Source organism: Microvirga lupini (assembly GCF_014191055.1).
GTDB lineage: Bacteria > Pseudomonadota > Alphaproteobacteria > Rhizobiales > Beijerinckiaceae > Microvirga > Microvirga lupini_A.
The window spans coordinates 334,886-360,037 of record NZ_JACHWB010000001.1; the positions used below are offsets into that span (position 1 = coordinate 334,886).

Annotated in this window: 19 protein-coding genes; 8 read left to right on the top strand and 11 right to left on the bottom strand. The window is 58.5% G+C overall.

The window, feature by feature from the left end; translation table 11 throughout:
* Nucleotides 1-68 precede the first annotated feature (68 nt).
* Entirely contained in the window at nucleotides 69-1,247 is a 1,179-nt protein-coding gene (locus FHR70_RS01520; protein WP_183446406.1) for a glycosyltransferase family 87 protein, read from the top strand.
* 12 nt (nucleotides 1,248-1,259) lie between these two features.
* Here the strand turns inward: FHR70_RS01520 and FHR70_RS01525 are convergent, their stop codons facing one another.
* From FHR70_RS01525 to FHR70_RS01555, 7 genes are all read right to left on the bottom strand, one after another.
* Nucleotides 1,260-2,882, bottom strand: a complete 1,623-nt coding sequence (locus tag FHR70_RS01525) for a hypothetical protein (RefSeq protein ID WP_183446408.1) — start codon at nucleotides 2,880-2,882, stop codon at nucleotides 1,260-1,262.
* Entirely contained in the window at nucleotides 2,879-4,501 is a 1,623-nt protein-coding gene (locus tag FHR70_RS01530; RefSeq protein ID WP_183446410.1) for a hypothetical protein, read from the bottom strand. The genes FHR70_RS01525 and FHR70_RS01530 overlap by 4 nt, the downstream gene beginning before the upstream one ends.
* Nucleotides 4,498-6,117, bottom strand: a complete 1,620-nt coding sequence (locus FHR70_RS01535) for a hypothetical protein (protein WP_183446412.1) — start codon at nucleotides 6,115-6,117, stop codon at nucleotides 4,498-4,500. Before FHR70_RS01535 ends, FHR70_RS01530 begins: the two co-directional genes overlap by 4 nt.
* A 25-nt stretch (nucleotides 6,118-6,142) precedes the next feature.
* Nucleotides 6,143-6,886 carry an SDR family oxidoreductase gene (locus FHR70_RS01540; RefSeq protein WP_183446414.1) on the bottom strand — a complete coding sequence of 248 codons (744 nt, stop codon included), beginning with the start codon at nucleotides 6,884-6,886 and terminating at the stop codon, nucleotides 6,143-6,145.
* Complete coding sequence (locus FHR70_RS01545; RefSeq protein ID WP_183446416.1) at nucleotides 6,886-8,220, bottom strand: FAD-binding oxidoreductase; 1,335 nt, start codon at nucleotides 8,218-8,220, stop codon at nucleotides 6,886-6,888. Before FHR70_RS01545 ends, FHR70_RS01540 begins: the two co-directional genes overlap by 1 nt.
* Nucleotides 8,217-8,612 carry a GtrA family protein gene (locus FHR70_RS01550; RefSeq protein WP_183446418.1) on the bottom strand — a complete coding sequence of 132 codons (396 nt, stop codon included), beginning with the start codon at nucleotides 8,610-8,612 and terminating at the stop codon, nucleotides 8,217-8,219. Before FHR70_RS01550 ends, FHR70_RS01545 begins: the two co-directional genes overlap by 4 nt.
* Before the next feature lie 80 nt (nucleotides 8,613-8,692).
* Nucleotides 8,693-10,240 (bottom strand): UbiA family prenyltransferase, encoded by a 1,548-nt coding sequence (locus tag FHR70_RS01555; protein ID WP_425487843.1) that lies wholly within the window; start codon nucleotides 10,238-10,240, stop codon nucleotides 8,693-8,695.
* Nucleotides 10,241-10,549: 309 nt separating this feature from the next.
* Between FHR70_RS01555 and FHR70_RS01560 the strand changes: the two genes are divergently transcribed.
* A complete protein-coding gene (locus FHR70_RS01560; protein WP_183446420.1) occupies nucleotides 10,550-10,765 on the top strand; it encodes a hypothetical protein in 216 nt (71 codons plus the stop codon).
* Between the two features lie 44 nt (nucleotides 10,766-10,809).
* On the opposite strand, the gene FHR70_RS01565 is transcribed toward FHR70_RS01560, so the two are convergent.
* Nucleotides 10,810-11,046, bottom strand: coding sequence for a hypothetical protein (locus FHR70_RS01565; RefSeq protein WP_183446422.1), 237 nt, complete (start codon nucleotides 11,044-11,046; stop codon nucleotides 10,810-10,812).
* Between the two features lie 70 nt (nucleotides 11,047-11,116).
* Here FHR70_RS01565 and FHR70_RS01570 point away from each other — a divergent pair, with 70 nt between their 5' ends.
* Nucleotides 11,117-11,503 carry a response regulator gene (locus FHR70_RS01570; protein WP_183446424.1) on the top strand — a complete coding sequence of 129 codons (387 nt, stop codon included), beginning with the start codon at nucleotides 11,117-11,119 and terminating at the stop codon, nucleotides 11,501-11,503.
* A gap of 16 nt (nucleotides 11,504-11,519) precedes the next feature.
* Here FHR70_RS01570 and FHR70_RS01575 read toward each other — a convergent pair whose 3' ends face one another.
* Nucleotides 11,520-12,404 carry an aldose 1-epimerase family protein gene (locus tag FHR70_RS01575; RefSeq protein WP_183446426.1) on the bottom strand — a complete coding sequence of 295 codons (885 nt, stop codon included), beginning with the start codon at nucleotides 12,402-12,404 and terminating at the stop codon, nucleotides 11,520-11,522.
* A 142-nt stretch (nucleotides 12,405-12,546) separates the two neighbouring features.
* Entirely contained in the window at nucleotides 12,547-15,618 is a 3,072-nt protein-coding gene (locus FHR70_RS01580; protein WP_183446428.1) for a bifunctional diguanylate cyclase/phosphodiesterase, read from the bottom strand.
* 691 nt (nucleotides 15,619-16,309) lie between these two features.
* Here FHR70_RS01580 and FHR70_RS01585 point away from each other — a divergent pair.
* The 5 genes from FHR70_RS01585 to FHR70_RS01605 all read left to right on the top strand — a co-directional run bounded on the left by FHR70_RS01585 (nucleotide 16,310) and on the right by FHR70_RS01605 (nucleotide 22,096).
* Nucleotides 16,310-16,996, top strand: a complete 687-nt coding sequence (locus FHR70_RS01585; protein ID WP_183446430.1) for a response regulator transcription factor — start codon at nucleotides 16,310-16,312, stop codon at nucleotides 16,994-16,996.
* 642 nt (nucleotides 16,997-17,638) lie between these two features.
* The gene (locus tag FHR70_RS01590; protein ID WP_183446433.1) at nucleotides 17,639-20,440 is read left to right on the top strand and encodes a hybrid sensor histidine kinase/response regulator; all 2,802 of its coding nucleotides are present in this window, start codon (nucleotides 17,639-17,641) and stop codon (nucleotides 20,438-20,440) included.
* A 2-nt stretch (nucleotides 20,441-20,442) separates the two neighbouring features.
* Nucleotides 20,443-20,931, top strand: coding sequence for a chemotaxis protein CheW (locus tag FHR70_RS01595; protein WP_183446435.1), 489 nt, complete (start codon nucleotides 20,443-20,445; stop codon nucleotides 20,929-20,931).
* A 59-nt stretch (nucleotides 20,932-20,990) separates the two neighbouring features.
* Nucleotides 20,991-21,374, top strand: coding sequence for a response regulator (locus FHR70_RS01600; RefSeq protein WP_036358805.1), 384 nt, complete (start codon nucleotides 20,991-20,993; stop codon nucleotides 21,372-21,374).
* Between the two features lie 20 nt (nucleotides 21,375-21,394).
* Entirely contained in the window at nucleotides 21,395-22,096 is a 702-nt protein-coding gene (locus tag FHR70_RS01605; RefSeq protein ID WP_183446437.1) for a protein phosphatase CheZ, read from the top strand.
* 190 nt (nucleotides 22,097-22,286) lie between these two features.
* Here the strand turns inward: FHR70_RS01605 and FHR70_RS01610 are convergent, their stop codons facing one another.
* Nucleotides 22,287-25,046, bottom strand: a complete 2,760-nt coding sequence (locus FHR70_RS01610; protein WP_183446439.1) for a heparinase II/III domain-containing protein — start codon at nucleotides 25,044-25,046, stop codon at nucleotides 22,287-22,289.
* Nucleotides 25,047-25,152 lie beyond the last annotated feature (106 nt).

Here is a 25,152-nt window from a genome sequence, read left to right on the forward strand (position 1 = left end):
GGTGGGTTTCGAACAGGGGTGCACTACAACCAGACGATCCCTTCCAGCCTTGATCATGAGGAGCAGCAATGGCGGCAGCGGCGCGCTGGATCACAGGCATCCTCATCGTCGTAGCGGCTCTGCTTGCGATCCACGCAGAGTTTTTCCGCATCATCCATGAGCCCGGCTTGTGGGACTTTGGGTCTTTTGTGGCGTCCGGACGCGCAGCGAGCGAAGGGCTCAATCCCTATGGGATCTACCCGCTGACCCTTCGCGTGGAACTGCCAGGGTTCGAGGCGTGGAACCCAAATCTCAACCCGCCGATCTCGGCGCTGCTGTTCCAGGCCTTCGATGTGGCCGATCCCTATGTGACATACCAGGTCTGGCGTTGGATCTCGGTGGTTGTCTATGCGGCGGCGATCCTCCTGCTCGTCAGCCGTCTCGGAAATCGTGCTGAGTCACTGGTCATCGCCGTGTGGGCTTTCGCGCTCGCGGGATTCTGGGACACGCTCTTTCTTGGGCAGATCTATCTGCCGCTGGTCCTTGCCGGCATTGCGGCATGGCTGCTGCTTGAGCGCGGAGCAGGAATCCGGGCAGGCCTTCTCATCGGCTTGGTCGTGGCCATGAAGCCGAACTTTCTGGTCTGGCCTGTGCTTCTCCTGCTGTCCGGGCATCATCGCTCTGCGCTTGTCGCCTTCGTCACAGCCGGCGCCATCGGCCTGATCCCGCTGCTGATCTATGGGCCTGATGTTTACCGGCAATGGTTTGAACTCGTCGCCTCTGACGGAAACCGGGCTCTTTTTCTTACAAATGGTTCCTTCGCCGGGATCGCAGCGCGGGCTGGTGTCCCGTCTTTCGGCCTAGTGCTCGGCTTGATTCTCTTGGCAGCGCTGACGGCTTGGGCTTTGTGGCGGCGGCCCGATGTTCTCACAGTCAGCGCCATGGCGCTTCTGGCCTCAATCCTGGCTTCGCCGCTCGGCTGGATCCACTACACGCTGTTCCTGCTTCCCGTGATCGTGCGACACTGGAAGAACCCAGCCATGCGGGTTGTCGCCCTGCTGCTCATCGTGCCGGTACCCTTCATCATCGATCAGCTGGGCAAGCCGGCTTGGGTCCAGCTGACGATAGGGTCGGTCTATGGCTGGGCACTGGTGCTGTGTCTCGCCATTCTCATGATTGATGAGTGGGGGCGTATCCGGCAGGGTGGGCAGCGGAAACCAACTGCAATATCAATGCCTGAGCGCCAATACAGGCCAAGCGCTTCCTAAGGATGTGAGCGTTCAACCGCCACTCGAAGGAAAAATCTCCGGCTCTTCCTGCTGGGATTCTGGCGAACGGCTGACGGTTTCCGCAGGTTCGCGAAGGACATAGACTTTCCAGTCTTTCGTTTCCTCCGCAAGGTCATAATGGTCGGACAGATAGGCTGCATAGATCTGACGAAGGCCTTCAGCCGTTGTGAATTCAACCGGCCATTTCGGTGCCATCACGACGCGGACATCCTGAAAGAGCGTTTCAGGAGGGAGATGGTGATGCTCGTTGATCGTGCGTCCCCAATGGTGCCACGTAGTGTCACCCCGCGGCGGCGCAAGACCGAGGCCGGCCGAGAACGGGCCTACGAAGTCGAGAACGTGGACCCGCCCCGCTTTTTCGCCGAGCGCTGAAAGGGCACGGGCGCCATCACCGAGACTCTCGAGATAGCGGGAGAAGACGGGGTAATTGTCCTCGGTCCACAACTGCACGAGCCTGACCCGATCAAACTTCGGCAAGGGCACCGCTTGGCCCTGGCTCGTGCTGGCCAGAGCGGCATGGAGGCCAAGGGTTGCGGCATGATGGATGCTGCCGGGCAGAACGAAGGCGAAAAACAGCAGCTGAGTGCCTGCGGCCAGAGCCGGAGCCCTTCTGCTTGCCCATGAAGGCGCTGACCTGGCCAGGAGTTCTGCCGCCACGGCCGCTCCACCGACAAGGGTCACAATGCCGGAGACCTGGAAGTTCTGCATGATCAGCATGAAGCCGGAGCCGGCGCAGAACCCATAAAACAGAAAATCGCGGATGCTGCGCGTGCGCCAGAGCGCGAGAGCAGCAAACAGAATGAAAATGGTATAGTCGGCCAGATTCCTGAGAATCAAGGAGATGAGTTCATCAAGAGACTTGAAGCTGCCACTGACACCGCCTGCGACAAGAAGGTCGTTGATGTGGGCTTCAGTGGCGCCCCAAAAGGATTCGACCAGCAGCCCTCCTGACAGGATCATGCCGAGCGCCGCCAAGGCCCATCGCCGCTGCTGCAAATCGAGCAGCATCAGGATGAGGAAGCCCAATGCCACCAACCCGTAGCTGAGCTTCATGTACAGCATGAGCAGGGTCAGCGAGGCGGCGCAGACGGCATCGAGCGCGCTTTGAAAAGAGCGGCGGTGGATCGGTCGGAGATAGAGGACCAGAAGGAAGCCTAGAGCCGCCCAGCCGACCCGGTTGTAGAACATGCCGAATGAGAGGCCGGCGATGCTCTCACCGAGATTGATGGGAACGGCTGCAACCAGGATCAGGAAGATGGAAAGAGGCAGGGCAATGGCGGGTCTCAGGCGCGAGCTGACAATGTGGGCGGCAGCCAAGGCCATCATCATGACCAGAAGGGCCATACCCACGGGCATGGCTCCCCCCATATGGCCAGAGATCCAGTAGCCCAAGGCTGGCACGTAATAGACGAGGGGCCCGAGCGCCGTGTGGAAGTCACGGTTCGGGACCTGTCCTTCGCTCACACGATGGACGCCATCAAGGAAGATAAACAGGTCATTCACGTAGCGCGTCGTGACCGTCTGGCCTGGCAGCGCAAGCAACAGGGCGCAGATTGCCGCCACAGCAATCACGAGGGCCACCACGGATGGCGGACGTATCTTCGAAACATTCATGGTGACAATCCATCCCCGGCTCCAACACGGGATGGTTGTGCATGTTCCAAAGGCTGTCCAAGGCCGCTGAGCATTCCTGTTTCGCGGCGCTTATAGACGGTCCAGAGTCCGGTATGACGGATGGGATCATATGCCTTTTGGATGTAAGCTCCGTAGAGCTCGCGAAGCGGGATACCGTTGACGCCGGCCTTTGGTACCATCAGCACGTCGACACCCCCAAACAGTTGCTCAGGAGGCGGGTGGTGGACATCATTGATGTTGCGCCCCCAGTGAAGCCATGCGTAGTCCCCGCGAGATGGCGGCAGGCCCAGGCCTGCAGTAAAAGGATTGGCAAAGTCCAGAACCGAGACGTTCTTGGGCTTCACCGGAAGTTCGCTCAGGAGGCGCGCGCCTTCACGGATGCTCATGAGATAATCGTCCATGAAGCTGCGGTCGCCTGGCACCCAAAGCTTAGTCAGTCTCAGCTCTCCGTAGCGAGGCAAGCCGAACGGCTCACCCACGCGTGCGGCGGCAACGACGGTATGAACGCCAAGCGCTATGAAGCATTGGACGGTTGTCGGCAGAAGAAGCGCGATCAGCAGAAGTGGAGCCCCTCGGGCCAGGAGTCCATTCCCTTTTGGATCCGCGATCTGTGGGGAGCGCAGCAGGATTTCCGTTGCGACGGCTGCTCCCGCGAACAGTGTGATGATTCCCCAGGGCTGCGAGTTCTGGCTCTGGATGATCAGGCCGGGACCTGCGCAAATTCCGAAGAATAGAAGATCGCGCAAGCTGCGACTTTGCCAAAGCACCAGAACCGCGAAGATGGCGAGAAGCACGTAGTCGGCGAGATGGCGGAGGAAGGCCAGCGACAGATCGACGATGCCGCGGGTTCCGCTCACCCGGCCTGCGAGCGCGAGATCCTCAAGATGGGCGATCGTGGATTGCCAGACGGCTTCGATAAGAATGGCTGAGAGGACAAGAAGTCCGAGAGCCCACAGCACCCACCGACGCTGGCGGGCGTCGAACAGCATGAAGCCGAGAAAGGCGAGGGCAACAAGCCCATAGGTCGCCTTGGTATAGATCATCACCAGACTCAGAGAAGCGGCGCAGAGAGCATCAAGCAGGTTCTGGCCGCTACGGGACTGCTCGGGCTGGAGATACATCACGACAAGCAGGCTGAGGGCTGCCCATCCGATCCGGTTGTAGAACATTGCGAAAGACAATGACGCGATGCTTTCGCCCAGATTCGTTGGTACGGCGACGATCAGGAGCAGGAACAAGCCATAGGGGATCCCTACCATTGGCCGGAGGCGTGAACCGAGGATGTGGATCATCGGCAGGGCAAGCCCGATCGTCACGGCCGCCATGGCTGTGGGCATGGCACCACCCATGCTGCCGGAGATCCAATATCCAAGAGCCGGCACATAGAAAGACAGTGGGCCCAAGGCTGTATGAAAATCACGGTTGGGAACCTGACCGAACACGATCCGGTGTGCGCCATCGAGGAAGATGAACAGATCGTTGAGATAGGCCGTTGTGACGGTCTGGCCCGGCAAGGCAAGCAGCAACCCGAAGATGGCCGCGGCACAGAGAAGTGTGCCGGCTATCCAGGGTATCTGTCGTCCCGGAGGAGCCATCATGAGCGGCCATCCCGCTGCAGGGCGGCTTCAGGGCGTGATGGAAGACGCCGCCGATACAATTTCCAATGCTGCGTCTCCTCGGCCATGGCGAAATGCGTTGCGATGTAGGGACCATAGATGGCTTGCAGCTGTGGCAGCCATCCCTTCGCAGCATCTAGACTATCTGCGGGTTTCGGCTCCATCACGAACTGCACATCGGCCAGCAGCGTCTCAGCCGGGATATAGCTCGTGTTGTTGAGGGTGCGATCCCATTGCAGCCATGACGCATCGCCCTTTGCCGGAGGAGCGTTGAGCGCTATCGAGAAAGCATTCCCTAAATCGAGCACAAAGATCCGGTCCGGCTTTGGATCGAGCCTGGATAAAGCGTCGATCCCGTCATGGAGAACCTCTTGATAGGCTGTGGCTGCGTCGTAGTCGTTCCATGTCCAGAGGTTTGCTACCCGAACCTGCTGCAATCCAGGGAGAGGGACGGCATTGCCTGCCCTGACACTCGCTGCCGCCGTGTGAAGGCTAAGTGCTATAAGGCAATGGATGCTGGTGGGCAGAACGACGGCCAAGAAAAGCAGTTTCGCGCCTGCAGCCGTCGACCAGCCTCCTGGATCGATAGTTCGTTCCGGTCGGTGGCTCTCAAATCTAAGGATCGTCTCGGCGGCAACAGCTGCCGCACCATGAAGCATGATGATGCCCCACGCCTGGAAGTTCTGATTGATGATCAGAAACCCTGCTATGGCGCAGAAGGCATAGAAAAGAAGATCCCGAACGCTGCGGGTGCGGTACATGGCCATTCCGGCAAACAGACCAAGCAGAACATAATCGGTAAGGTTGACGAGGATGTGATCCGCGATCTGCCCCCAGGTGCCGCGCAACCCGCCTCCCACATCAAAGGCCAGGCGCAGATCGGCCAGATAGGCGAGGGAGGATTGCCAAATGAGCTCGATGATCAGCACAGCGAGGATCGTGATACCCAGTGCGCTGGCAGACCAACGGCGCTGCTCCCGGTCCGAGAGCATGAACAGAAGGAAGGCAAGGGCCACAACACCGTAGCTGAGCTTGGTGTAGAGCATCAGCAGTGTCAGAGCTGTTGCGCAGGCCGTGTCCAGAATCGTTTGGCGACGGCCAATGCTCAATGGGCGGAGATACATGATAAGGAGCATGCCCAGGGCAGCCCAGCCGATCCGGTTGTAGAACTTGGCAAAAGACAGGGAAGTGACGCCCTCACCGAGATTGACGGGCACCGCCAGGATCAGGAGCAGGAACAGGCCGTAGGGAAGAGCAATGAATGGATGCAGCCGCGAGCCGAGGATGTGCGTCATCGGCATGGCGAGCAGAAGCGTGATCAGGGCCATGGCGGTGGGCATGGTTCCGCCGAGACTTCCCGACAGAGCATAACCTGCAGCCGAGAGATAATAGGCAAAGGGACCTAACGGCGTGTGAAAGTCCTGGTTCGGCACTTGGCCTGCGGCGATCCGGTAAGCACCGTCCAGAATGACGAAGAGGTCATTCAGATATCGGGTCGTAACGGTTTGTCCTGGAAGAGCAAGCAGCAGGGCGAGGAGGAATGCGGCAGCCAGCAGGATCGGCCCCACCTTCATGGGGCGCTCAGTCCAGAGCCGCATGACTTCTTCCTCCGTGGGTCAGGGGTTAGAGGCGCAAGCGCTTGAAAAACCGTTCGGGAATGCTGCCGACGGCCATCATGACGGGACGCCAGATCGGGCGCACATAGATCACGTCGCGGCCGCTCCTCTCGGCCGCTGTGAAGATGGCGCGCCCGACCTCGCTGGGCTCTGCGGTGAGGATGGGAGGCAGCTTCATGCCGGCGGTCATCTGCGTGCGCACGAAACCGGGTTTGACCGTCACCACCCGCAGCCCCTTGGGAGCCAAGCGGTTGCGCAGGCCCGACAGGAACGCCGTGAAACCGGCCTTGGCCGCGCCGTAGAGGTAGTTCGATCCGCGGCCGCGATCGCCTGCCACGGAACTTACGCCGACGAGAGTGCCGGATCCACGCGCCAGGAAACGCTCCGCGAAATACCCGAGCAGGAGCGCCGGGCCCTCGAAATTCGTACGCAGCACGAGAGATGCATGGGCCATATCGGTCTGCCCCTTCGCCTGATCGCCCAGTTCGCCAACAACACACACCACTGTATCCGGCAGCGTGGACAGGCTGTTGGCAAAGCTCTCGAAGGCGCCGCTCTCAAGAATGTCGAGCCGGTGCACCGTCACCTCGGCGCCGGTCCGGGCACGGATGTCGTCGGCGTTGCGACGGGCTTCCTCATCATTCCGGGCGGCGAGCTGCACCTGCCAGCCAGCCTGAGCATAGTGAAGTGCCGTGGCGCGCCCGATATCGGAGGTGCCGCCGACGAGGAGAAGGGTTTTCGAAGGTTCCATCAGATGCCCAGCCGTGCCGACAGACGCGAAGAGATACGACCGGTTGCACCGATGCTCCGTCGCAGGTCGCGGAAGCGGAACAATTCAGGATAACCGGCCTCGAAGGTTGCAGGCGATTGCCTTGCGTCCTTGGCTAGATAGAGCCGTCCTCTGGCTTCGACCACCAAACGGTCAAGCTCCTCGAGCAGGGGGAAGACCTCGTCGCTGACCGGCAGGTCTAGGGTCAGGGTGAAGCCTTCGAACGGGAACGAGAGAAGGCCGTGACTCGGGCCGAGCTGCTTAAGCACCGCCAGGAAGGATGCGTTGCCATGCTTGGCGATGCGCTCGAGGATGCCGCCCAGGACAGCTTGAGCCTTCGCTGTAGGGATGACGCATTGATACTGCAGGAACCCGCGCCGCCCATAGATGCGGTTCCAGTTGCCGATCCCATCGAGGGGGAAGAAATAGGGATTCCAGTGAACCAGGAACGGATAGCCGGATTTCACGACTCCTGCCCGGAAGTAGAGCTCATTGAAGGCAGAAACCGACAAGCGGTTGAGCGTGAAGGAGGGCAGGTCGAGCGGGATGCTCAGGCGGCCGAGCTTGGATGCGGGATAAGGTGAGGATCCGGGGCGAAGGGCGTCCAAATCCCTTTGGGTGGCATGTTCTGCCGCAAAGATCAGCGAACGACCAAGCGAAGCGCCACGGGCGAGGCAATCAACCCAAGCCACCGAGTAGGTTGCGTTGCTTGTCTCCTCGAGAGCCCGGATGGCGCTGTCGAGATTTTGGGCGACGGTGGTCGTCTGGCGCATCCACCCGGTCTCGATGCGCCGAAGATGGAAGGTGGCGTCCAGGATGGTGCCCGTGAGCCCCATTCCTCCAATCGTGGCGGACAGGAGTTCGGGATTCTCGTCACGCGAGCAGGTGACGATGCTTCCATCCGGCAGAGCCAGGGTCAGGCTTTCCACATGGTCGCCAAATCCGCCGTCCCGGTGGTGGTTCTTGCCGTGCACGTCCGAGGCGATCATGCCGCCGATGGTGACGAACTTGGTGCCCGGCACAACGGGAGGGAAGAGGCCCCTCGGGACCACGATATCGAGGAGATCGGAGAGCAGGACGCCCGCTTCCACCTGAATACGGCCTGTTGCCTGATCAAAGGCCCGGATACGATCAAGTCCCCGGGCCATGAGGGTGACCTGCTCTCCGATGGCGGCATCACCATAGGCGCGTCCATTGCCGCGGGCCACCAGCCCGGTCCGGGAGGCCATCAGGGAAGGGAAGGCTTTGGGGGACGTGGGGCAGAGGGTCTCTGACGGATGGCGGGGGTAGCGCCCCCAACCGGCGAGTTCCGTCATGCCTGCCGCTCCCTGAACACAAAGGTCCGATCCAGAATGAACTTGGTGGCATACCCGATGGCAAGTCCTATCACCGCACCGGTATACTTTGCCAGATCCGTCTGCCAGATCATCCAGAAGGCCACCTCGAAGCCCCAGAATACCAGGGTGGTCAGGACGCTGAAGGCACCATAAAGGGTGATCTTCTGGACCTCCTGCCGGTGGCCGTCATAGTCATCGTCGAACACCCACTTCTTGTCGAGCACGTATTTCAGGATGAAACCGGTGGCCGTTCCCATCAGGATGGACAGAACCAAAGGTGCTGCCGGCGCAATCCGGATGACGACTTCCTGGGTGACCAGATTGACGAGTGTCGCGATGACGGCGAACAGAACATAGCGGACAAACATCATCGGCCCGACTCCCTTGTAAGGGCCTGAAGAAGGGTCCGAGAAGGCTCTGTGCCCTCGATCGATTGCCGAAGAGACATGGCTTAGACGGCAGCTACGATCAGGGCGGCGGCAGCCGCCACCGTCAGAAGGCTGACCCGGTCCTTGAGGGCGAATACCACGGGATCGTCATCCATGATCCGGCGCCCGGCAAGCATCAGCGCCCGTGCAATCCAGAACATGAGGAGCGGGCCGACGAGCCAGAGGAGCTGAGGGCGCGAATAAAGCTCGTTGACGCTGTCGCTCGAGATGTAGAGCGCCAGGATCGTCACGGCATTGAAGCCCGCCGCCGCAGCCAGGGCGGCCACGATGTCCAGGTCGCTGTTCTTGTAGTCACGGCTGGTCGGGTCCGGGAGGTTGGCGTCACGACGGGCCGCCAGTTCCACGTAACGCTTGATGAGGGCGAGGGACATGAAGATCATCATGCTGAAGGCGATCAGCCATTCCGAAACGGCAACGGATACCGCAACAGCGCCCCCAATCACTCGGACGGAGTAAAGACCAGCCAGGGTGATCACGTCGACCACCATCATGCGCTTGAGCACGAAGGAATAGGCAGTCGTGAGGGCGAAGTAGCCCAGCAGCACGCCTAGGAACGACAGCGACACAGTGGACCCGACAGCCAGCGCCCCGAGGAAGAGAACCGGTATGGCCATCACGCCATGCATCAGGGGAATGGCACCGCTCGGCAGGGGGCGCTTGCTCTTGCTGCGATGCCCCCGATCGTCCTGCAGGTCCACCAGATCGTTGAGGATGTAGATGCTCGAGGCACAGAGCGAGAAGGCAATGAAGGCCAGAACGGCTTGGGTGATGGCTTCCAGCGTGAACAGATGTGCCGCCAGGAGCGGGAGGAAGATGAGGGCGTTCTTGGCGTATTGATGCACACGCAGCATCCTGGCCCAGGTCCGCCACGTCGGGCGCGTATGGGTCAGATGCTCGGCGTCAGGGCACTGACGGGCTAGCTTTCTCCTCACCCCGGCAGGGGTACGGATGGCGATCGATTGGGCAGCCTTCTCCCAGACGGGAAGATCGGCGGCGTCATTGCCGACATAGTCGAAACCGCGGTCGCCGAAGGCTTCGACGAGCTGCTGAGCCTTCCTGCGGCCGGCCAGATTCGTGGTCTCATCGGACGCGAACCATCCGGTAAAAAGGCCAAGGTGGTCGGCTATGCTCTCCACCAGACGCTGATGGCTGGCGGATGCCAGGTAAACAGGACGCCCTGCCGCTCTGGCTTGGCGGATCAGGGACAGAACCTCAGGATCATACGGCAACGTTCCCGGATTGAAATCGACAGGTTCGGACAGGCGGTGCTTCAGGGCGGCCTTGCCGCGGGAGAGAGCCATCAGCATGTCGAGGATGGATTGTGGCCGGCGACCCAATTCCGAGAAGGCGGTTTCGATCAGCAGGTCGGACGCGATCAGGGTGCCGTCGAGATCGACGACGAGAGGCCGAGGCGCCTCTCGGTCGGGCGTCTCGATCTCAAGCGTTGTCCAATGCGCCTCATCCCTCTCATAGCGGCGCTCGGAGCGCTCATGGGGAAGGGGGGGGCGGGCACGATGGGGCAAAGTCTGCGGTTTGAGGTCAGATCGCACCAAGAGCCCGTGCTCCCCTTTTGAAATCCATCAAAGAACGTGTGTTCGCTTATTCTGGCGCTTGTACATGGAGCACAGCGCCCTCATGCCAAGCTGTTTCTGGACCTTTAAGGCAATACGCATCGTCGTCTGGCTGAGCCAGACTCAGGCTTTTGAAGCAATTGGCAGAACTTGACGGCAAACCAACAAACGCGGCTGTAAAAAGTTTCATGAATGAGTTTGGGGCGCAGAAAACGTTAACCATGACCCTTAACTAGGCCGCAAGGATGTTGGGCCAGTGTTTGTCTCAATCCATGAGGAGGATCTGAGATGGACGATTGGTCAGGGCGGAAATGGGAGCCGGTTACCGAGGAGCGACTGCTCCGGGCAATTGATGTGCTCGTCGCAATCGCCAAGGAGCATGGCCCAGCCTTCGATCCTGTTCTGGAAACGGTGAGGCAGGAGCTTCACGATTTCCGGCATCGGCAGCAAGTCACGGAGCTGGTCGAACGCGAATCTGGACTTCCCCTCCGCAAGGCAGGCTAAGGGGCTGGCGTATAGATCTGACTTATGCAGTTGCGGCCCAGTTTTCAGACTGGCTGCAACTGCTCCTCGCGGACGAGGCGCGCAGGGCCGTTATGGGTTCCTCGCACGTGATACTGAAAGCCTGCCTGGTCCGCGGGAAGGAGGCGGGTGACCTCCCATACGTCGTCAGGGCGTGTGCTGTCGACGGTGGTCACCATGTTGAGAAAGGCCTCGACCGTATTGGTGCTTGTAAGCCTGACCAGACGCACCCGGTCTCCGATTTTGAACTTGTGCGACGTCATGGCGCGATCCCCCGCTCGATAACCACCTGAGCAGTAGGAACTAACATAGGTTAGTTTCGTTCCACGCTGCATGATGAACAGCTATTCACATCGCTCCCCCGTCGTGCTCCTGGTCGAGGATGAGCCGCTTGTGCGCATGGCCGCGGCTGACGATCTGCAGGATGCCGGCTTTCATGTCCTTGAGGCTGCCAATGCCGATGTTGCGCTGGCGGTTCTGGAATCGTGCTCTGACGACGTGCAGGTTCTCTTTACGGACATCGACATGCCAGGTTCCATGAATGGACTGGATCTTGCCGAAAGCGTCCAGCAGCGCTGGCCGCACATCTCGCTCCTGATTTCCTCAGCCTATCATCGCCCAGATCCGGAGACGCTTCCCGATGACGGACGGTTCGTGCCGAAACCCTATTGCAGCGATGATGTCGTCCAGCAGATCCGCGAGCTCGTGACGAGCCATTGATCCGAGTATGCCTGTATCATGTCGACTGCAGCTCTGGAGGCTTGACAGTAACCAAGATTGCAAAGCGTCGGGTTTCTTCGGGTTGAAGGATGACGGTTCCCGGCTTGTCTGAGAAGTCACCTGCGAAGTCCTGGGGATCCGCGTGACCCTGCCAAGGCTCAATGCAGATGAAACCCGCTCCCGGCTTGGTCCAAATTCCTAGATGCGGCATGTCTGGAAAGTCGACGCGAAGCGAAGCGCCACCGCGCGCGCCATAGTCCACAGAACGGCTTCTCAGCTGATCGAACACAAGAGCATCGGTCTCGAAAAGATCGTCCCGCAGAGTAAGGGTTCGGTTCTGCACAGGAGTCGGTTCAGCCTCGCTCTTGATCAGACCTCCGAAAGGTCGGCGGATCGGCTCTGTTTCCTCCTGCTCGAAACGGATTTCATGAGCCTCGCGCGGTGCACCGTAGGGCAACGGCCATCGAAAGGCGGGATGAAAGCCGAAGGAGACCGGCATGCTGGAGGAGCCGGTATTCGTCACGGCTGCGGTGATGCTCAAAGTGGCGCCTTCAACCGCATAGCTTACATCGAGCTGAAACGGAAAAGGATAACGCTGAAGCGTGGATTCGCTGGAGCGGAGCCGAAAGCGGCATCGAGACGGGGCTGCTTCTTCGACTTCGAAACGCGACGTACGGGCAAAGCCATGCCTCGGCAGGTCATAGTCCGAGCCGTTGACCCGGATGCGATCGTTTCTCACCCGGCCGACAATGGGAAAGAGCAGGGGAGAGCGACCGGTCCAGAAGGCAGGATCTCCGTCCCACAGCCAATCACGGCCCTGGTCATCCTGAAGGCGAACGAGCTCGGCTCCATCGGCAGACACTTCGGCGCGCATCTGTGGACTGGAGATGGTGACGTTCATTCTTCAGGCTCCCTTCCCATGGTGCTGATCCCGGCACAAAGGTGCGGAGAGGCAGATGGTGCTGGAAGCAGGATCGGCAAGGCGGATGGGAGAATGCAAGAGGAAAGCCCGGCCTTCCTCCGTTCAACCTGTGGACTATATGCTACGACATGCTGGCCGTTCTGTCGGGGCGAGGCCTGACGAGCATGGACTTCCACCGGCTCACGAGCTCCGGAACCTGGGAGGCTGCCATCGGCTTCGCATAAAGGAAGCCTTGGGCATGATCGCAGCCCAATTCGCGCAGGCGCCGGGCCTGCCCATGCGTCTCGACACCCTCGGCCGTGACCTGAAGCTGCAGGCTCTTTCCAAGGCTGATGACTGCCGCGATGATCGCTTCGTCATCGGAATCCTGTTCGAGATCCCGTACGAAGCTCCGGTCGATCTTGATATGGTCTACGGGAAATTGCTTCAGATGGGTCAGAGAGGCATAGCCGGTTCCAAAATCGTCCAGCGCGATCTGGATTCCCTGCTGCCGGAACTGAGCGAGAGCAGAGGAAACGTTGTCTGAGTTCCTTCCGAGAAGAACCGTTTCCGTAACTTCCACCTCGAAAAGTGAGGACGGCACCCTCAGCCGATCGAGCGTCCGCAGCAGGTTGTCGACGATGCCCAGTTGGCTGAACTCAGCCGGTGAAAGGTTAAGGGCGACCCGGCCAAACACAAGATCCTGATCCAGCCAACTCCGGACATCTGCAGCAACTTTTGTGATCAGCTTCTTGCCGATGGAGGCCGCAATGTCATGATCCTCGAAGACCGCACCGAAATAACCAGGCGTGAGGATGCCTTGATTCGGATGCTGCCATCGTGCCAGTGCCTCAAGACCGATGATCTCTCCTGTCGTGAGACAGATCTTTGGCTGATAGAAGGGCACAATCTCATCATTGGAAATGGCCTCGCGCATGCTCCGTCCGAGAGAGACGCGCTGCTCGATCACATTGCGCATCCCGGACGAATACGTGATGACACGGTTCCTCCCCTGGGACTTGGCCTGGTACATCGCAATGTCGGCATCTTTGATGAGTTCGGCCGGATTCCCGTCGTGATCGGGATAGGCGGCGATGCCGATGCTCACCCGGCTGATCAGGGTTCGCTTCTGGTAGATGAATGGCTGCCGAAGCGCTTCGGCAATCAATGAGCCGAGCCTTGTCGCGTTCTCCAGCTTCAGAGGATCAACAACGAGGACAGCGAATTCGTCTCCGCCAATCCGCGCCACGGTATCGCATCCACGGACCATTGTTGACAGGCGGCGGGCCGTTTCCTGCAGCAGCGCATCTCCGGCATCGTGACCAAGAGTATCGTTGATATCCTTGAAGTCGTCCAAATCGATCAGGAGAAGGCTGACGCTTGTGCCGTTCTGTCGTGCATGGTCAAGGGCAGCATCGAGACGATGCTGAAACAGGGTTCGGTTGGGAAGGCCGGTCAGCGCATCATGATTGGCCGAGCGCCAGATTTCCTCTTCAGCCTCCTTCTGCTCGCTGATGTCGAAAGTGACACCCACGATACGATCAGGGCCTGCTTGCTCACCACGGGCGCGAAGCCACCGTATCTCTCCGCTGGGAAGGACATAGCGACACTCGGTGGAGCTGCCTCCCACTGACTGGATTTCCTGCAGGAAACTATCGACCCTCTGATGGTCGTCGGGGAGGATGCCCGTCATGAATGTTCTATCGACACCCGGACGGATCCCAAGAAGCGCGAGGGAATTCTCAGAGCGGGTGGTTGCGCCGGATTGTGGATTGAACTCCCACGCGATCATGTGGGCGGCCTTCAGTGCGAGTTGCAGACGCTCCTCGCTTTTCCTCAGCGCCTGCTCCGATTGCTTGCGCTCATGGATGTCCATTGCAATGCCGAACCATTGCTCGATCTTGCCTTGCTCGTTCTTCAGGGGTTGCCCGCGAATGATGAACCAGCGGTACATGCCGTCCAGGGCACGACGCAAGGGCATTTCAATCTCGAAGGATTTGCCGTTGCCGAGAGCCTCATTCCATATCCCGAGGATGCGCTCCCGATGGAAGGGATCGATAACCGTGCTCCAACTTTGCGACGGCCCGTCGTCGGGACGGAAGCCGGTGTATTCGTACCAGACGTTGTTGCAATAGGTGAAATCTCCATCCGGAGCGCTGAACCAGACGATCTGTGGGGAGTTCATGGATGCCGGCATGGCATCCACAAGAGTCCGAAGACGCCTCTCGCTTCTCCGAAGGCGCTCCTCCGTTGCGCGAAACTCAGTGATGTCTCGTGAGATGCAGAGGAAGCCTTGTGGGGCGCGGTCCTGCCCCATGACGGGGGTAACGACGACATCCCACCACTTCTGGATTCCAGTCATCGTCGCGCAGGGGCCCTGGAACCGCCCGATGCCGCCTGATTTGACAGCCTCGACAGCTGCAGCGGAGTCCTCGCCGGCAATGCTGCCCCAGATGTCGGTCCAGTGGCGGCCTTCAATCGTGCGGAAGTCCTCGACTTCCATGGCGCGCATGCCGCCCTGGCTCATGAAACGGAGGCGCCCCTTCAGATCAAAAACTTTGATGCAATCGTCTGAGCTTGCCAGAAGGCGGCGCGTGAACTCCTCGCTCTCTGTTGCTGTTTTGCTGGCGAGTCGCAACTCGAGCTGACACATGACGGCTTGAGCGAGCGTGGCAAGCGCCTTGCCCTGCTGCTCGGTCAGCCCTTCGGGGCGCGCGACATGATCGAGAACGCAGAGCATTCCGAGAGGCAGGCCATCCTTCGTTCTGAGTGGAACGCCCGCATAAAAGGATAAATCTGGTTCTCCTTCTGAACGAACTCTATCCTTGAAGCGTGGGTCTAGGTTCAAATCGGAGACAACAAAGAGACCCGGCTGCATGATGGCATGATTGCAGACTGAGTTCTCGCGGGGAGTTTCGGAGAGCTCCAGTCCGATCCTGGCCTTGAACCACTGCCGATGTTCGTCGAGGAAGGAAATGTAGGCGATTGGAGCATTGCAGATCTGCGCCGCTAACTCCGCGATGTTGTCAAATGCAATGTCCGGCAATGTATCCAGAATGTCGAAGTTCTGGACCGCAGCAAGACGCTGGACCTCTTGCCAATGAGGCATATTGCTATGACCAGGACACTCTAACATGCAAAAAAACGGCCCGTTGGGAAGCATAGGAGCTGTTCTGAATGTCGGGTTATGACCGACCCAACGGAACGGCATCATGCCTCGAGCTGCCGCTCGATCCGTTGCAAACCTATGATCCGGGCCGACCGGTAAAATGGCAGAGCGTCATGCCGATCCTCAGGGAAGACCTGCCATAGTGCTGATGACTTCTTGTCCGCAATGATTGAACGATCATCAAACACATGAGGTACTTGCCGCCTTCCATGCGGTCAAGAATCGGCATCGCGACATCCCGCTTTAGAGTTAACAGAGGCCTGATACTCACCTCAACTGCTGCAAGTTCCCGCTCCGCCCACATGGTGATTTGCCCTCCATTTAAGCTCGCAGGCCTCCCATTTTCGCGGGTCGCGTAGGTAGTTCTACGTACATCTCGGATTTCGGAAACTACGTAGTTTCGGAAGATCATTACGGCGCCGCTGCAAGGTACTGGAGGGAAGGCGAAGTGCCATCCTTGGAAAAATACTAGGTTTAGCAATCTCTTGAGCTTGCCCGACAAGTGCCGTGCTCACGAGCCGATAAGGTATCTAAGGCCAGTAAGGTTCAGTTAACGTTAGTTAAGGAGCATTAACCATAAGACAGTAACAGCTCCCTTTATTTACGTATTGTGCGATGCAAGGCTAAATCATAATTTCTGCCTCAGTCGCTCGGTTAGATTAAACAAAGTAAATAAACCGAAGTGATCAATATCGAATGAATAGACGCACTTAATTACTAAGGCGGGGCAGAAAATATGTATATCGTCGTCGATGACCGGCAGATGGTTACGTCAGGATATGTTGCGAGCTTCAAGCGTGAAGGCATATCCTCCCTTGGCTTATATGCAGATGAGTTCAGTGATTGGCTTGAGACGGCTTCTGATTCCGATCTGGAAGCCGTGCAGGGCTTCGTGCTGGGCAACTTCGAGGAGCGGGTTCACTCGGCCGAAAGCATCCGGCGCTACTCCAAGGCGCCAATCATCGCATTAAGCGATGTCCGCTCTCTCGAGGAGACCCTGGAACTCTTCACAGCGAAATTCGATGACGTCGTCCGTAAGCCCGTCCACGTTCGGGAAATCCTTGCACGGGCTGAAGCGGTCTGGCGCCGGGTGAATGCGAGCGCCGGGAAGAAGGTTCAGGACGAGAGCGACAGGCTCAAGGTTTTCTTCGATGGTCGGGATCCGGAGATCGACGGTCTCCCTCTCTCCCTCCCGCGTCGTGAAAGGCACATTCTCGAATACCTGGTTCGCAAGAAGGGTCATCGCCTGACCAAGAAGCAGATCTTCGATGCCGTCTACGGGATCTACAGCGATGACGTCGAAGACAGCGTGGTCGAAGGGCATATCAGCAAGCTGCGCAAGAAGTTGAGGCAGCGCCTCGGCTATGATCCGATCGATGCCAAGCGCTATATCGGTTACTCGTATGTAGGGATCGCCTCCTAATTCTCCTCATTCAGCAAGGTGTGGCTGCTGCACTTGGATGCGGCAGCCATATCAATTTGATGGTCCTGCGAGCCAGGAGCAGCCTCAAGGCTTCTTTGAGACCATCGATCCAGGCAAGCTGGCAGTTCGGCATCTGGCGCGGGATCATGGCTGCCCATCTCCGAAGGCTGCAGACTTGCAGTCTCAGGCTTATTGCAACATTGATGCCATTCGACTGAACGATTTTTATCTGAATTTGCGTCGATTAAGCGCTTATCCCCTACGGGCGTTAACTCTATTGCAGGAAACGCCGATTTATTCTTCCTCAACGTCATGGCTGCGATCCAAGAGGCGCGAAGCTCAATTGACCTGCACTTCGTCTGATTGCAGCCGAAGCAAGGATCAGGTCCAGCCGCTCAGCCTAAGGGTTGACCAAGTGATGTAGTGAACGAGGCGTACTGGGGCATAGTTATGAAGATGAGTGGAAAGTCGCTGGCGACAGCCTGATCTTCAGTTCTGACTCGATACAAGCCCTTCAGTTCCCGCGCTTGAACATGAGGTTCAGCGTTTTATTGCCGGCGTGAAGGCCGCACGATCCTCCCAATCTGAAGCGCCAAATGACCGGCGCCGTTCAGTTCACATAGTGAGAGTTGAGACACGGCAATGGACGACCTTCTTCTTGAGTTTCTTACGGAGACCAACGAGCACCTCGAAACGGTCGACGTGGAGATGGTCCGTTTCGAGCAGGATCCGAACAACGAAGCGATCCTCAGCAATATCTTCCGGCTGGTTCATACCATCAAGGGGACCTGCGGCTTCCTTGGTCTGCCCCGGCTGGAGGCACTGGCTCATGCAGCTGAAACCCTTATGGGCAAGTTCCGCGATGGAATGCCGGTCACGACCCCTGCCGTATCCCTCATCCTCAGCACCCTCGACCGCATCAAGGAAATCCTTGGGGAGCTTGAGCGTCAGGGTGCCGAGCCGGAAGGATCTGACGGCGATCTCATCCAGATGCTGGACAAGATGGCCTCGCAGGAACCGCCTGTTCCCGAATCGGCTCCGGCTCCGCAGCCTGCGCAGAGCACAAGCACCGCGGTTTATCAGGTGCTTGAGAGAGAGCTGAAGCCTGGCGAGGTCTCACTCGACGAGTTGGAACGTGCTTTCCAGGAGGCGCCCGGTCCAGGGAAGGCCATGACCGCCGGCACCCTGACGTATCAGGTGCTTGAGCGGCCCCTGAAGCCGGGCGAAGTCTCATTGGATGAGCTGGAGCGCGCATTCCGCGACGCGCCAGGACCCGCCCCTCTTGTTATAGAAAAGCCTGCGGAGAAGACGTCCAGCGAAAAGCTCTCTGCTCCCGCGGCAGCACCTGCTGCACCTAAGAAGAATCCCGATTCGTCGGAAACCGGGGAGGGTGCGGAAGGTATCGCCGGTAAGGTTCAGACGATCCGCGTTAACGTGGATACCCTCGAACACCTCATGACGATGGTGTCCGAGCTTGTTCTCACCCGGAACCAGCTGCTTGAGATTGCCCGACGCAGCTCGGAGGACCACGGTTACAAGGTCCCTCTGCAGCGTCTGTCGCAGGTCACGGCCGAGTTGCAGGACGGGGTTATGAAGACCCGGATGCAACCGATCGGAAATGCCTGGCAGAAGCTGCCGCGCGTTGTCCGCGACCTTTCGAACGAGCTTTCGAAGAAGATCGAGCTCGTGATGCAGGGCGCGGACACGGAGCTCGACCGGCAGGTCTTGGAGGTCATCAAGGATCCCCTCACTCACATGGTCCGCAACTCGGCTGACCATGGCATCGAGAACCCGTCTGAACGAAAGGCTGCTGGTAAGCCGGAGAAGGGAACGATCCGCCTCAATGCCTATCACGAAGGCGGCTCAATCACGATCGAGATCGCCGACGATGGCAAGGGGTTGAACTTCGCGGCCATCAGGAAGAAAGCCGCCGAGCGCGGGATCGCAAACGACGCTGAATTGGAACGGATGAGCGATGCCCAGGTGGCGAAGTTCATCTTCCATCCTGGCTTCTCGACAGCCGCGAAGGTTACGTCCGTGTCGGGCCGCGGCGTCGGTATGGATGTGGTCAAAACCAATATCGAGCTGATCGGCGGAACAGTGGACATCCGTTCCGAGCAGGGGCGGGGGACGACCTTCACGATCAAAATTCCGTTGACGTTGGCCATCGTGGCCGCGCTTATCGTGTCATCGAAGGATCAGCGCTTCGCAATTCCCCAGGTGGCCGTATCGGAACTCGTCCGTGTATCGCCCTCTTCCGAGCATTCGATCGAGCGCATCAACGGAACGCCGATCCTCCGCCTGCGCGACCGGCTCCTGCCGATCGTCCCGCTCTCGAAGGTCATGGGCCTATCTGGCAATGAGGATGTCAACCACGGCTTCGTCGTGGTGACGCAGGTCGCGCATCAGCGGTTCGGCATTCTCGTCGACGGTGTATTCCACACTGAGGAAATCGTGGTGAAGCCGATGTCCTCGAAGCTGAGGCACATCCAGCTCTTCTCGGGCAACACCATCCTGGGCGACGGCGCTGTCGTGCTGATCATCGATCCCAACGGTCTCGCCCGCATGGTAGGCTCGGAATCGAACCAAAACGAGTTCCAGAGCGATGCGAGCCTCGAACAGGCGGTCGTTGCAGCAGACGAGATGACAAGTCTGCTGGTCTTCCGTGGCGGGAGCGAAAGCCTGAAGGCTGTTCCGCTTTCCCTGGTGACGCGTCTTGAAGAAATCGAAGCATCAACGATCGAGTGGTCGAGCGGTCGTCCGGTCGTTCAATATCGCGGGCGTCTGATGCCGCTGGTCTCCTGTGACGAAGAACTGACGATCAAGCGTGAGGGCATGCAGTCGCTGCTGGTGTTCTCAGACGGTGACGTGTCCATGGGCTTGGCCGTCGCCGAAATCGTCGACATCGTAGAGGACAAGCTCGATATCGAACTTCTCGCTGAGCGCTCCGACCTTGTCGGCTCTGCTGTCATCCGGGGGCGCACAACCGAGATCGTCAATGTCGCCCATTATCTGCCGATGGTTCTTGAAACGTGGTCGCGCAGGGAGCGAAAGAGCGGTCTCGAGAGATCTCTGCTCCTCGTCGACAGCTCGACCTTCTTCCGGGACATGCTGGTTCCGGTTCTGAAGGCGTCGGGATATCGTGTCCATACGGCATCGACTGCCCAAGAAGCGGTTCGCCTGCTGTCCAACGGACTGCATGTTGACGTGGTTGTCACGGATCTTGAACTTTCGGGACATTCCGGCTTTGCCTTGGTTGCGTCCCTGCGCGCCGACCCTCATCACAGTACGACGCATGTGATCGGCCTGACGGTCAAACCTGATCCACAGCAGATCGCCCTGGCAAGAAAGCTGAACATCTCCGAGATCGTTTCGAAGATCGATCGTCGGGGGCTGCTCTCCGCTCTCGCGGAGTTCAATGGAACGCTTGAAGAGGCTGCTTAATCATGAAGCTCATCGACTCAACTCCCTCAGGGAACGTGAAAATTGCCTCCAAGCAGATGGAATTCGTGACAGTCACGGTTGCCGGACAGCTTCTGGGATTGCCGATCAGCCGCGTGCACGATGTCTTTGTCGTGAGCGAAATGACGACTGTTCCTCTTGCGCCTGGTGAAATTGCAGGACTGTTGAACCTGCGTGGCCGGGTTGTCACGGCGGTGTCTTTGCGCCGCCGCCTCGGGCTGGGCGATACCTACGAAGCCGGGCGGCGCATGGCGGTTGGTCTTGAGAATCAGGGCGAGGCTTATGGGCTGTTGGTGGACGAGGTCGGTGAGGTTCTCAAGCTCGACCCGGACGAGATGCAGCCAAACCCAGTTCACATGGATCGGAGCTGGGTGGGGCTGTCGCAGGGAGTTCATCAGCTGCGGGACCAGCTGCTGATCGTGCTCGATGTGGACGCCGTTCTGGCCTTCGGGACTGAGCGTGAGGCTGCGTAAGCCGGAATCGTCGAACGTATGTGCTTCAATTCATATAAACAGGATACAGGAAGTTTGCCGTGAGCCTTGATCTATCTACCCCTGTTCTCATCGTTGACGACTACCAGACGATGCTGCGCATTATCCGCAACCTTCTGAAGCAGATCGGCTTCAACGACGTCGACGAGGCGAAGGACGGCTCGGAGGCTCTGGGCAAGCTCAAGGAGAAGAAGTACGGGCTGGTGATCTCCGACTGGAATATGGCGCCCATGACCGGCTTCGAGCTTCTGCAGCAGGTGCGGGCCGACGCGGAGCTGGGCAGCCTGCCGTTCATCATGATCACCGCCGAGGCCAAGACCGAGAACGTGGTGGCGGCCAAGCAGGCCGGCGTCAACAACTACATCGTCAAGCCCTTCAACGCCGATACCCTGCGCTCGAAGATCAGCGCTGTCTTTGGCGCCTGAGCGGAACGAGGGCGACGGTCATGAACTATAGAAAGAGCTACCGCATCGAGGCAAACTTTGGGGGTGTTTCGCAGGATGAGGGAACCCTGGAGCGTCATTCCGAAGTGATGGGAATGCTGGCCGCGATCAGGGAATCAATCGTTCCCGCGAAGGAGATATCGACTTCTCTTCTGGAGGAGCATCGCCGTGACATGCAGGAGGCACTTCGCCTGAAATCCGAGCTCGATTCGATCTACGAAGCCATCGAGCGCACGAAGAGAGAGATCGCCACTCTCCGATATGCCGGGGCTCAGGGAAAAGAGATTACCCGGGTCACGGATGAACTCGGCGCCATCGTCACTGGAACGGAAACAGCCACGAACTCCATTCTGGCAGCGGCGGAAAGAATCGATGAGCTCTCCAGCAACCTCTCCTCCCGATTGATTGGAAGTGATCAGGATATCGCTCGCGAGATTCTCGATCACGTGATCAGCATCTTCGAGGCCTGCAATTTCCAGGACATTACAGGCCAGCGCATCAGCAAGGTTGTCGGCGCCATGAAGTTCGTTGAGGAGCGTGTCCATCACATGATGGAGATCTGGGGTGGAATGGAGAGCTTCAAAGATATCGAAACCATCGATGATCCAAAGCGCCAGGGAGAGAAGGCGCTCCTGAATGGGCCTGCTCTGGCTTATGATAACGGTGTCACATCCCAGGATGCCATTGACGCGTTGTTCAACTGACCTAAGTTGAGCGGCAGGCGAGATTATGATCCCAAAGAAGCCCAGCCATTGCAGGCTGGGCTTCTTATGTAAAACAGGCAAAACTTACCGGAGGTTCCAGAGCATTTCTTCGGCGAAGTGGATCCGGTTCGCCGTCAAACAATGCGACAAATCCAGAAGGAGAGATGACTCCACGCAAGTGGAAGCAGCTCTAGCGTAGAAGATCCTGTACCTGTTGCGAAGCAATAAGGTTCATAAGCCTCTTCAAGCCCTCCTCCGTCATTGCGAGAATCACGCCTCCGCACAGTTCAGATGTGCCGGTGTAAAACTTATAGTTCAACACATTTGCAGGCTTGAGACCGCTCGTGCCATTTGAGAGGAAGCCCTGCATGGATCCGGCTCGGCCAGCATGCCCGTTCTGAACCGTGAAGCCGGAAAAACTCCCTTTGACAGCATGAGGAATGACCCGCAACCTGTCCCGCTTATGAAAGGCTATGGCGAGACTGCTGTTCGCAAGGGCGACAGCAATATTGTCTTCGAAGTGAAGGTTGGCCTCAGTACTAACGTTGCTTTGAGACGATTGAAAACGATCGAAGATAGCGATTGCGTTCATGTCGTCCAGGCATACGAAAATGCGAGAATGCTTGTAGCAAGGGCCATGCACATTTGTTTCCACGCAGATTGCCTTCGCCTTGTCGAGCGTGAGTTCTGCCTCAACCCAGCCGAAGCCTGCAGTTTGCTCGCGAGAATCCGGAAAAGCCACATTGTGAGCCCTGGACGAAAGCAGATACTGGCGCACGGGGCCTGACTCCAGAGTCCCTGACCCGCCTGGATCCGTGATCCACCTTACTCCGCGAGCAGAGTAGACGAAGGAGGTGCAGTCGTGGTGCCCACTGTCATGCTGTTGCTCGCAAATTGAGGCGCAGAGAAAGCTCCAATCCGGCCTCTGTACGTAATTTCGGAAGGCAATAAGACCCGCATGATCCGATATATGGAGCCTTGGACCCAAAGGATATGCCAGTTCCTCCGCAAGGGCCCGATCCGACAGGAGATGTCTGCCATACCCGGAGATGAGGCGGCGGAACCAGGAGGCATGATGGAGTTTGCGCGGAGTATCCCCGAATGGAGCAAGCATGCCGGCCGGGTCGGTAACCGCCACGAGAGATCGTAAACTGTCTCCGAGCCGAGCACTGAGAAGCTTCCCAAGATCTTCAGCCTCACGATGATCCTTGAGATGCTCAGCGAGGATCATGGCAATGGAGATCGCTTCCAACCGGTAATGCTGAGACTGCTCATTCGACGAACCATGGGAGACGAGGAGATGGGCGAATCCGTCTCGCAAATGAACCAGAGCTACGGACTTCCAATAAGGAGAAAGAGCAAAGTTTCCGAGGCCAAACGATGTGCTCAGAAGAGCGCAGGCGATCCGCACCTGCAGAATGGAATGCAGAAAGATGTTCTGGCTCAGAATCTCGGCGAGCGCGAAACTATGCAGAACGACCTCTGCAACCAATATGCTCAGCTTTTCAGGCGGTGTGCTCTTGGACGAAGCCGAGACTGCGAGCAGCCGGAGCAGAACCTCTGTGCGTATAGCAACGGATGCAGGATAGGCGCTCAGAGGATCCTTTGTGTGACCTGAAGGATTGGCGCGCGACCAGGATAAGGCGAGATCCACGGCTCTGTTCACCTCGCGCGCGCCCTGCTCGCGAACTAGATCTAGCAGCCAGGACAAGGAATGGTATTCGAGGCGCCATGCGGGTGACTGATAAGGATCTTCGGTCCAGTCCGGCACCGAGGGCAAAGACCATGCCTGAAAGCTGCCGAGAGCCAGTTGATTTCCGGCAAGGGCTGCCGATTGGCCTTGCTGAACCGCTTGCAGCTTATCGTAGATGGTGGGGGCCGCCGCCAGGGTCTGTCGATCGATCAGACCGTCGATCAGGTTCGCATTGCTGATTTTCTCCCTGGAGCCAGGGTCCGGCCGAAGCCGCTTGAAGACTTCACCGACAAGAGTCGAAGAGTCCAGGGGTTCTTCGGTAAGGATGCTTTCGAGAAGGAGATCGTCGTCCAAAGATGTCTCAAGCGGCGTCACGAGGCTGATCTCTGCTTCCTCGCGCCAGACCTGGAAGCCGAGGTCCACTGTCACGGCTTGGTGTGGCGGAGTGAGCTCAAGCGTGAAGCGCCGCGTCTGCCGGTTCACGGGAATGTCGATGTAGGTTCCGACTACAGGCGAGGTCGGCAGATCGTCGGGCGAGGCGACTATTTCTCCCTGTCTGTTGCGGAAGATGACGCGCGCCAAGGCTCCCTCGGAGCCTACATTCTGATTGATCAGCTGACCGCGGACAAAAAGTCTCTTGGCTGGGACAACTCCATAGGTCAGCCATGCTGGTTCAGTCTTCAGCCGCACCCAGGAGCGTCGAGGGTCATTCAAAGCTTGAGAGCCAGCTGCAGGGCTCGAATTGGCTTGAGTATCGTCGTTCGTAAGCCGGGAGGCCAGCAGAAGCTTAGGGTCGAGAATCGTGAATGGATGCGAGTTGCGCCAACTGCGGATAGTGACCGAAATGTGCTTCGTCGGAGAAGGAACTAGAAAAGTGCAATGAACCCTTCCAACATGTGCCAGATCGCCGCTCCGGTTGTAGTAATCGGGTCCTGGAATGTGGCAGCTTTGAGGGTCGATTTGAGCCCTGGTCAGACCCGGAACGTAGGCAAAGTCGATGCTTGATCCATCCTCGGTCAGGAAGTCGACCCCAACGACTGCGAAATCATGTGCTGCCCGGCTTTTCTCCTCAGGGTGCCAACCGATCTGGAAAGTGAGCTCACACCATTCGTCCTGTGGCAGATCCCTGAAGTCGAGCGTGGTTCGTGACCAGCGGTTCTGATTGGAAACAACGAATTGCCGTGTGCCTGCTTCTTCCTGAATTGCCTCGTCGCCGCGTATCCTAGGCGTCGGAAGGATCTGTCTGACATCGGCCATGGAGGCACCAAAGTTCTAGGTTGGAAGGGTGGTCGAGGGGGTTGCCTTACAAGCTTGCAGAGTCAGCGGTCTATCAGGCCTTGTTGACTTCTTGCAGGGGCGGCAG

What these genes read in the sequence shown, in the direction of transcription:
- FHR70_RS01520 (WP_183446406.1), top strand. Translation starts at nt 69, where the DNA reads ATGGCGGCAGCGGCGCGCTGGATCACAGGCATCCTCATCGTCGTAGCG.
- FHR70_RS01525 (WP_183446408.1), bottom strand. Translation starts at nt 2,882, where the DNA reads ATGAATGTTTCGAAGATACGTCCGCCATCCGTGGTGGCCCTCGTGATT.
- FHR70_RS01530 (WP_183446410.1), bottom strand. Translation starts at nt 4,501, where the DNA reads ATGATGGCTCCTCCGGGACGACAGATACCCTGGATAGCCGGCACACTT.
- FHR70_RS01535 (WP_183446412.1), bottom strand. Translation starts at nt 6,117, where the DNA reads ATGCGGCTCTGGACTGAGCGCCCCATGAAGGTGGGGCCGATCCTGCTG.
- FHR70_RS01540 (WP_183446414.1), bottom strand. Translation starts at nt 6,886, where the DNA reads ATGGAACCTTCGAAAACCCTTCTCCTCGTCGGCGGCACCTCCGATATC.
- FHR70_RS01545 (WP_183446416.1), bottom strand. Translation starts at nt 8,220, where the DNA reads ATGACGGAACTCGCCGGTTGGGGGCGCTACCCCCGCCATCCGTCAGAG.
- FHR70_RS01550 (WP_183446418.1), bottom strand. Translation starts at nt 8,612, where the DNA reads ATGATGTTTGTCCGCTATGTTCTGTTCGCCGTCATCGCGACACTCGTC.
- FHR70_RS01560 (WP_183446420.1), top strand. Translation starts at nt 10,550, where the DNA reads ATGGACGATTGGTCAGGGCGGAAATGGGAGCCGGTTACCGAGGAGCGA.
- FHR70_RS01565 (WP_183446422.1), bottom strand. Translation starts at nt 11,046, where the DNA reads ATGACGTCGCACAAGTTCAAAATCGGAGACCGGGTGCGTCTGGTCAGG.
- FHR70_RS01570 (WP_183446424.1), top strand. Translation starts at nt 11,117, where the DNA reads ATGATGAACAGCTATTCACATCGCTCCCCCGTCGTGCTCCTGGTCGAG.
- FHR70_RS01575 (WP_183446426.1), bottom strand. Translation starts at nt 12,404, where the DNA reads ATGAACGTCACCATCTCCAGTCCACAGATGCGCGCCGAAGTGTCTGCC.
- FHR70_RS01580 (WP_183446428.1), bottom strand. Translation starts at nt 15,618, where the DNA reads ATGATGCCGTTCCGTTGGGTCGGTCATAACCCGACATTCAGAACAGCT.
- FHR70_RS01585 (WP_183446430.1), top strand. Translation starts at nt 16,310, where the DNA reads ATGTATATCGTCGTCGATGACCGGCAGATGGTTACGTCAGGATATGTT.
- FHR70_RS01590 (WP_183446433.1), top strand. Translation starts at nt 17,639, where the DNA reads ATGGACGACCTTCTTCTTGAGTTTCTTACGGAGACCAACGAGCACCTC.
- FHR70_RS01595 (WP_183446435.1), top strand. Translation starts at nt 20,443, where the DNA reads ATGAAGCTCATCGACTCAACTCCCTCAGGGAACGTGAAAATTGCCTCC.
- FHR70_RS01605 (WP_183446437.1), top strand. Translation starts at nt 21,395, where the DNA reads ATGAACTATAGAAAGAGCTACCGCATCGAGGCAAACTTTGGGGGTGTT.
- FHR70_RS01610 (WP_183446439.1), bottom strand. Translation starts at nt 25,046, where the DNA reads ATGGCCGATGTCAGACAGATCCTTCCGACGCCTAGGATACGCGGCGAC.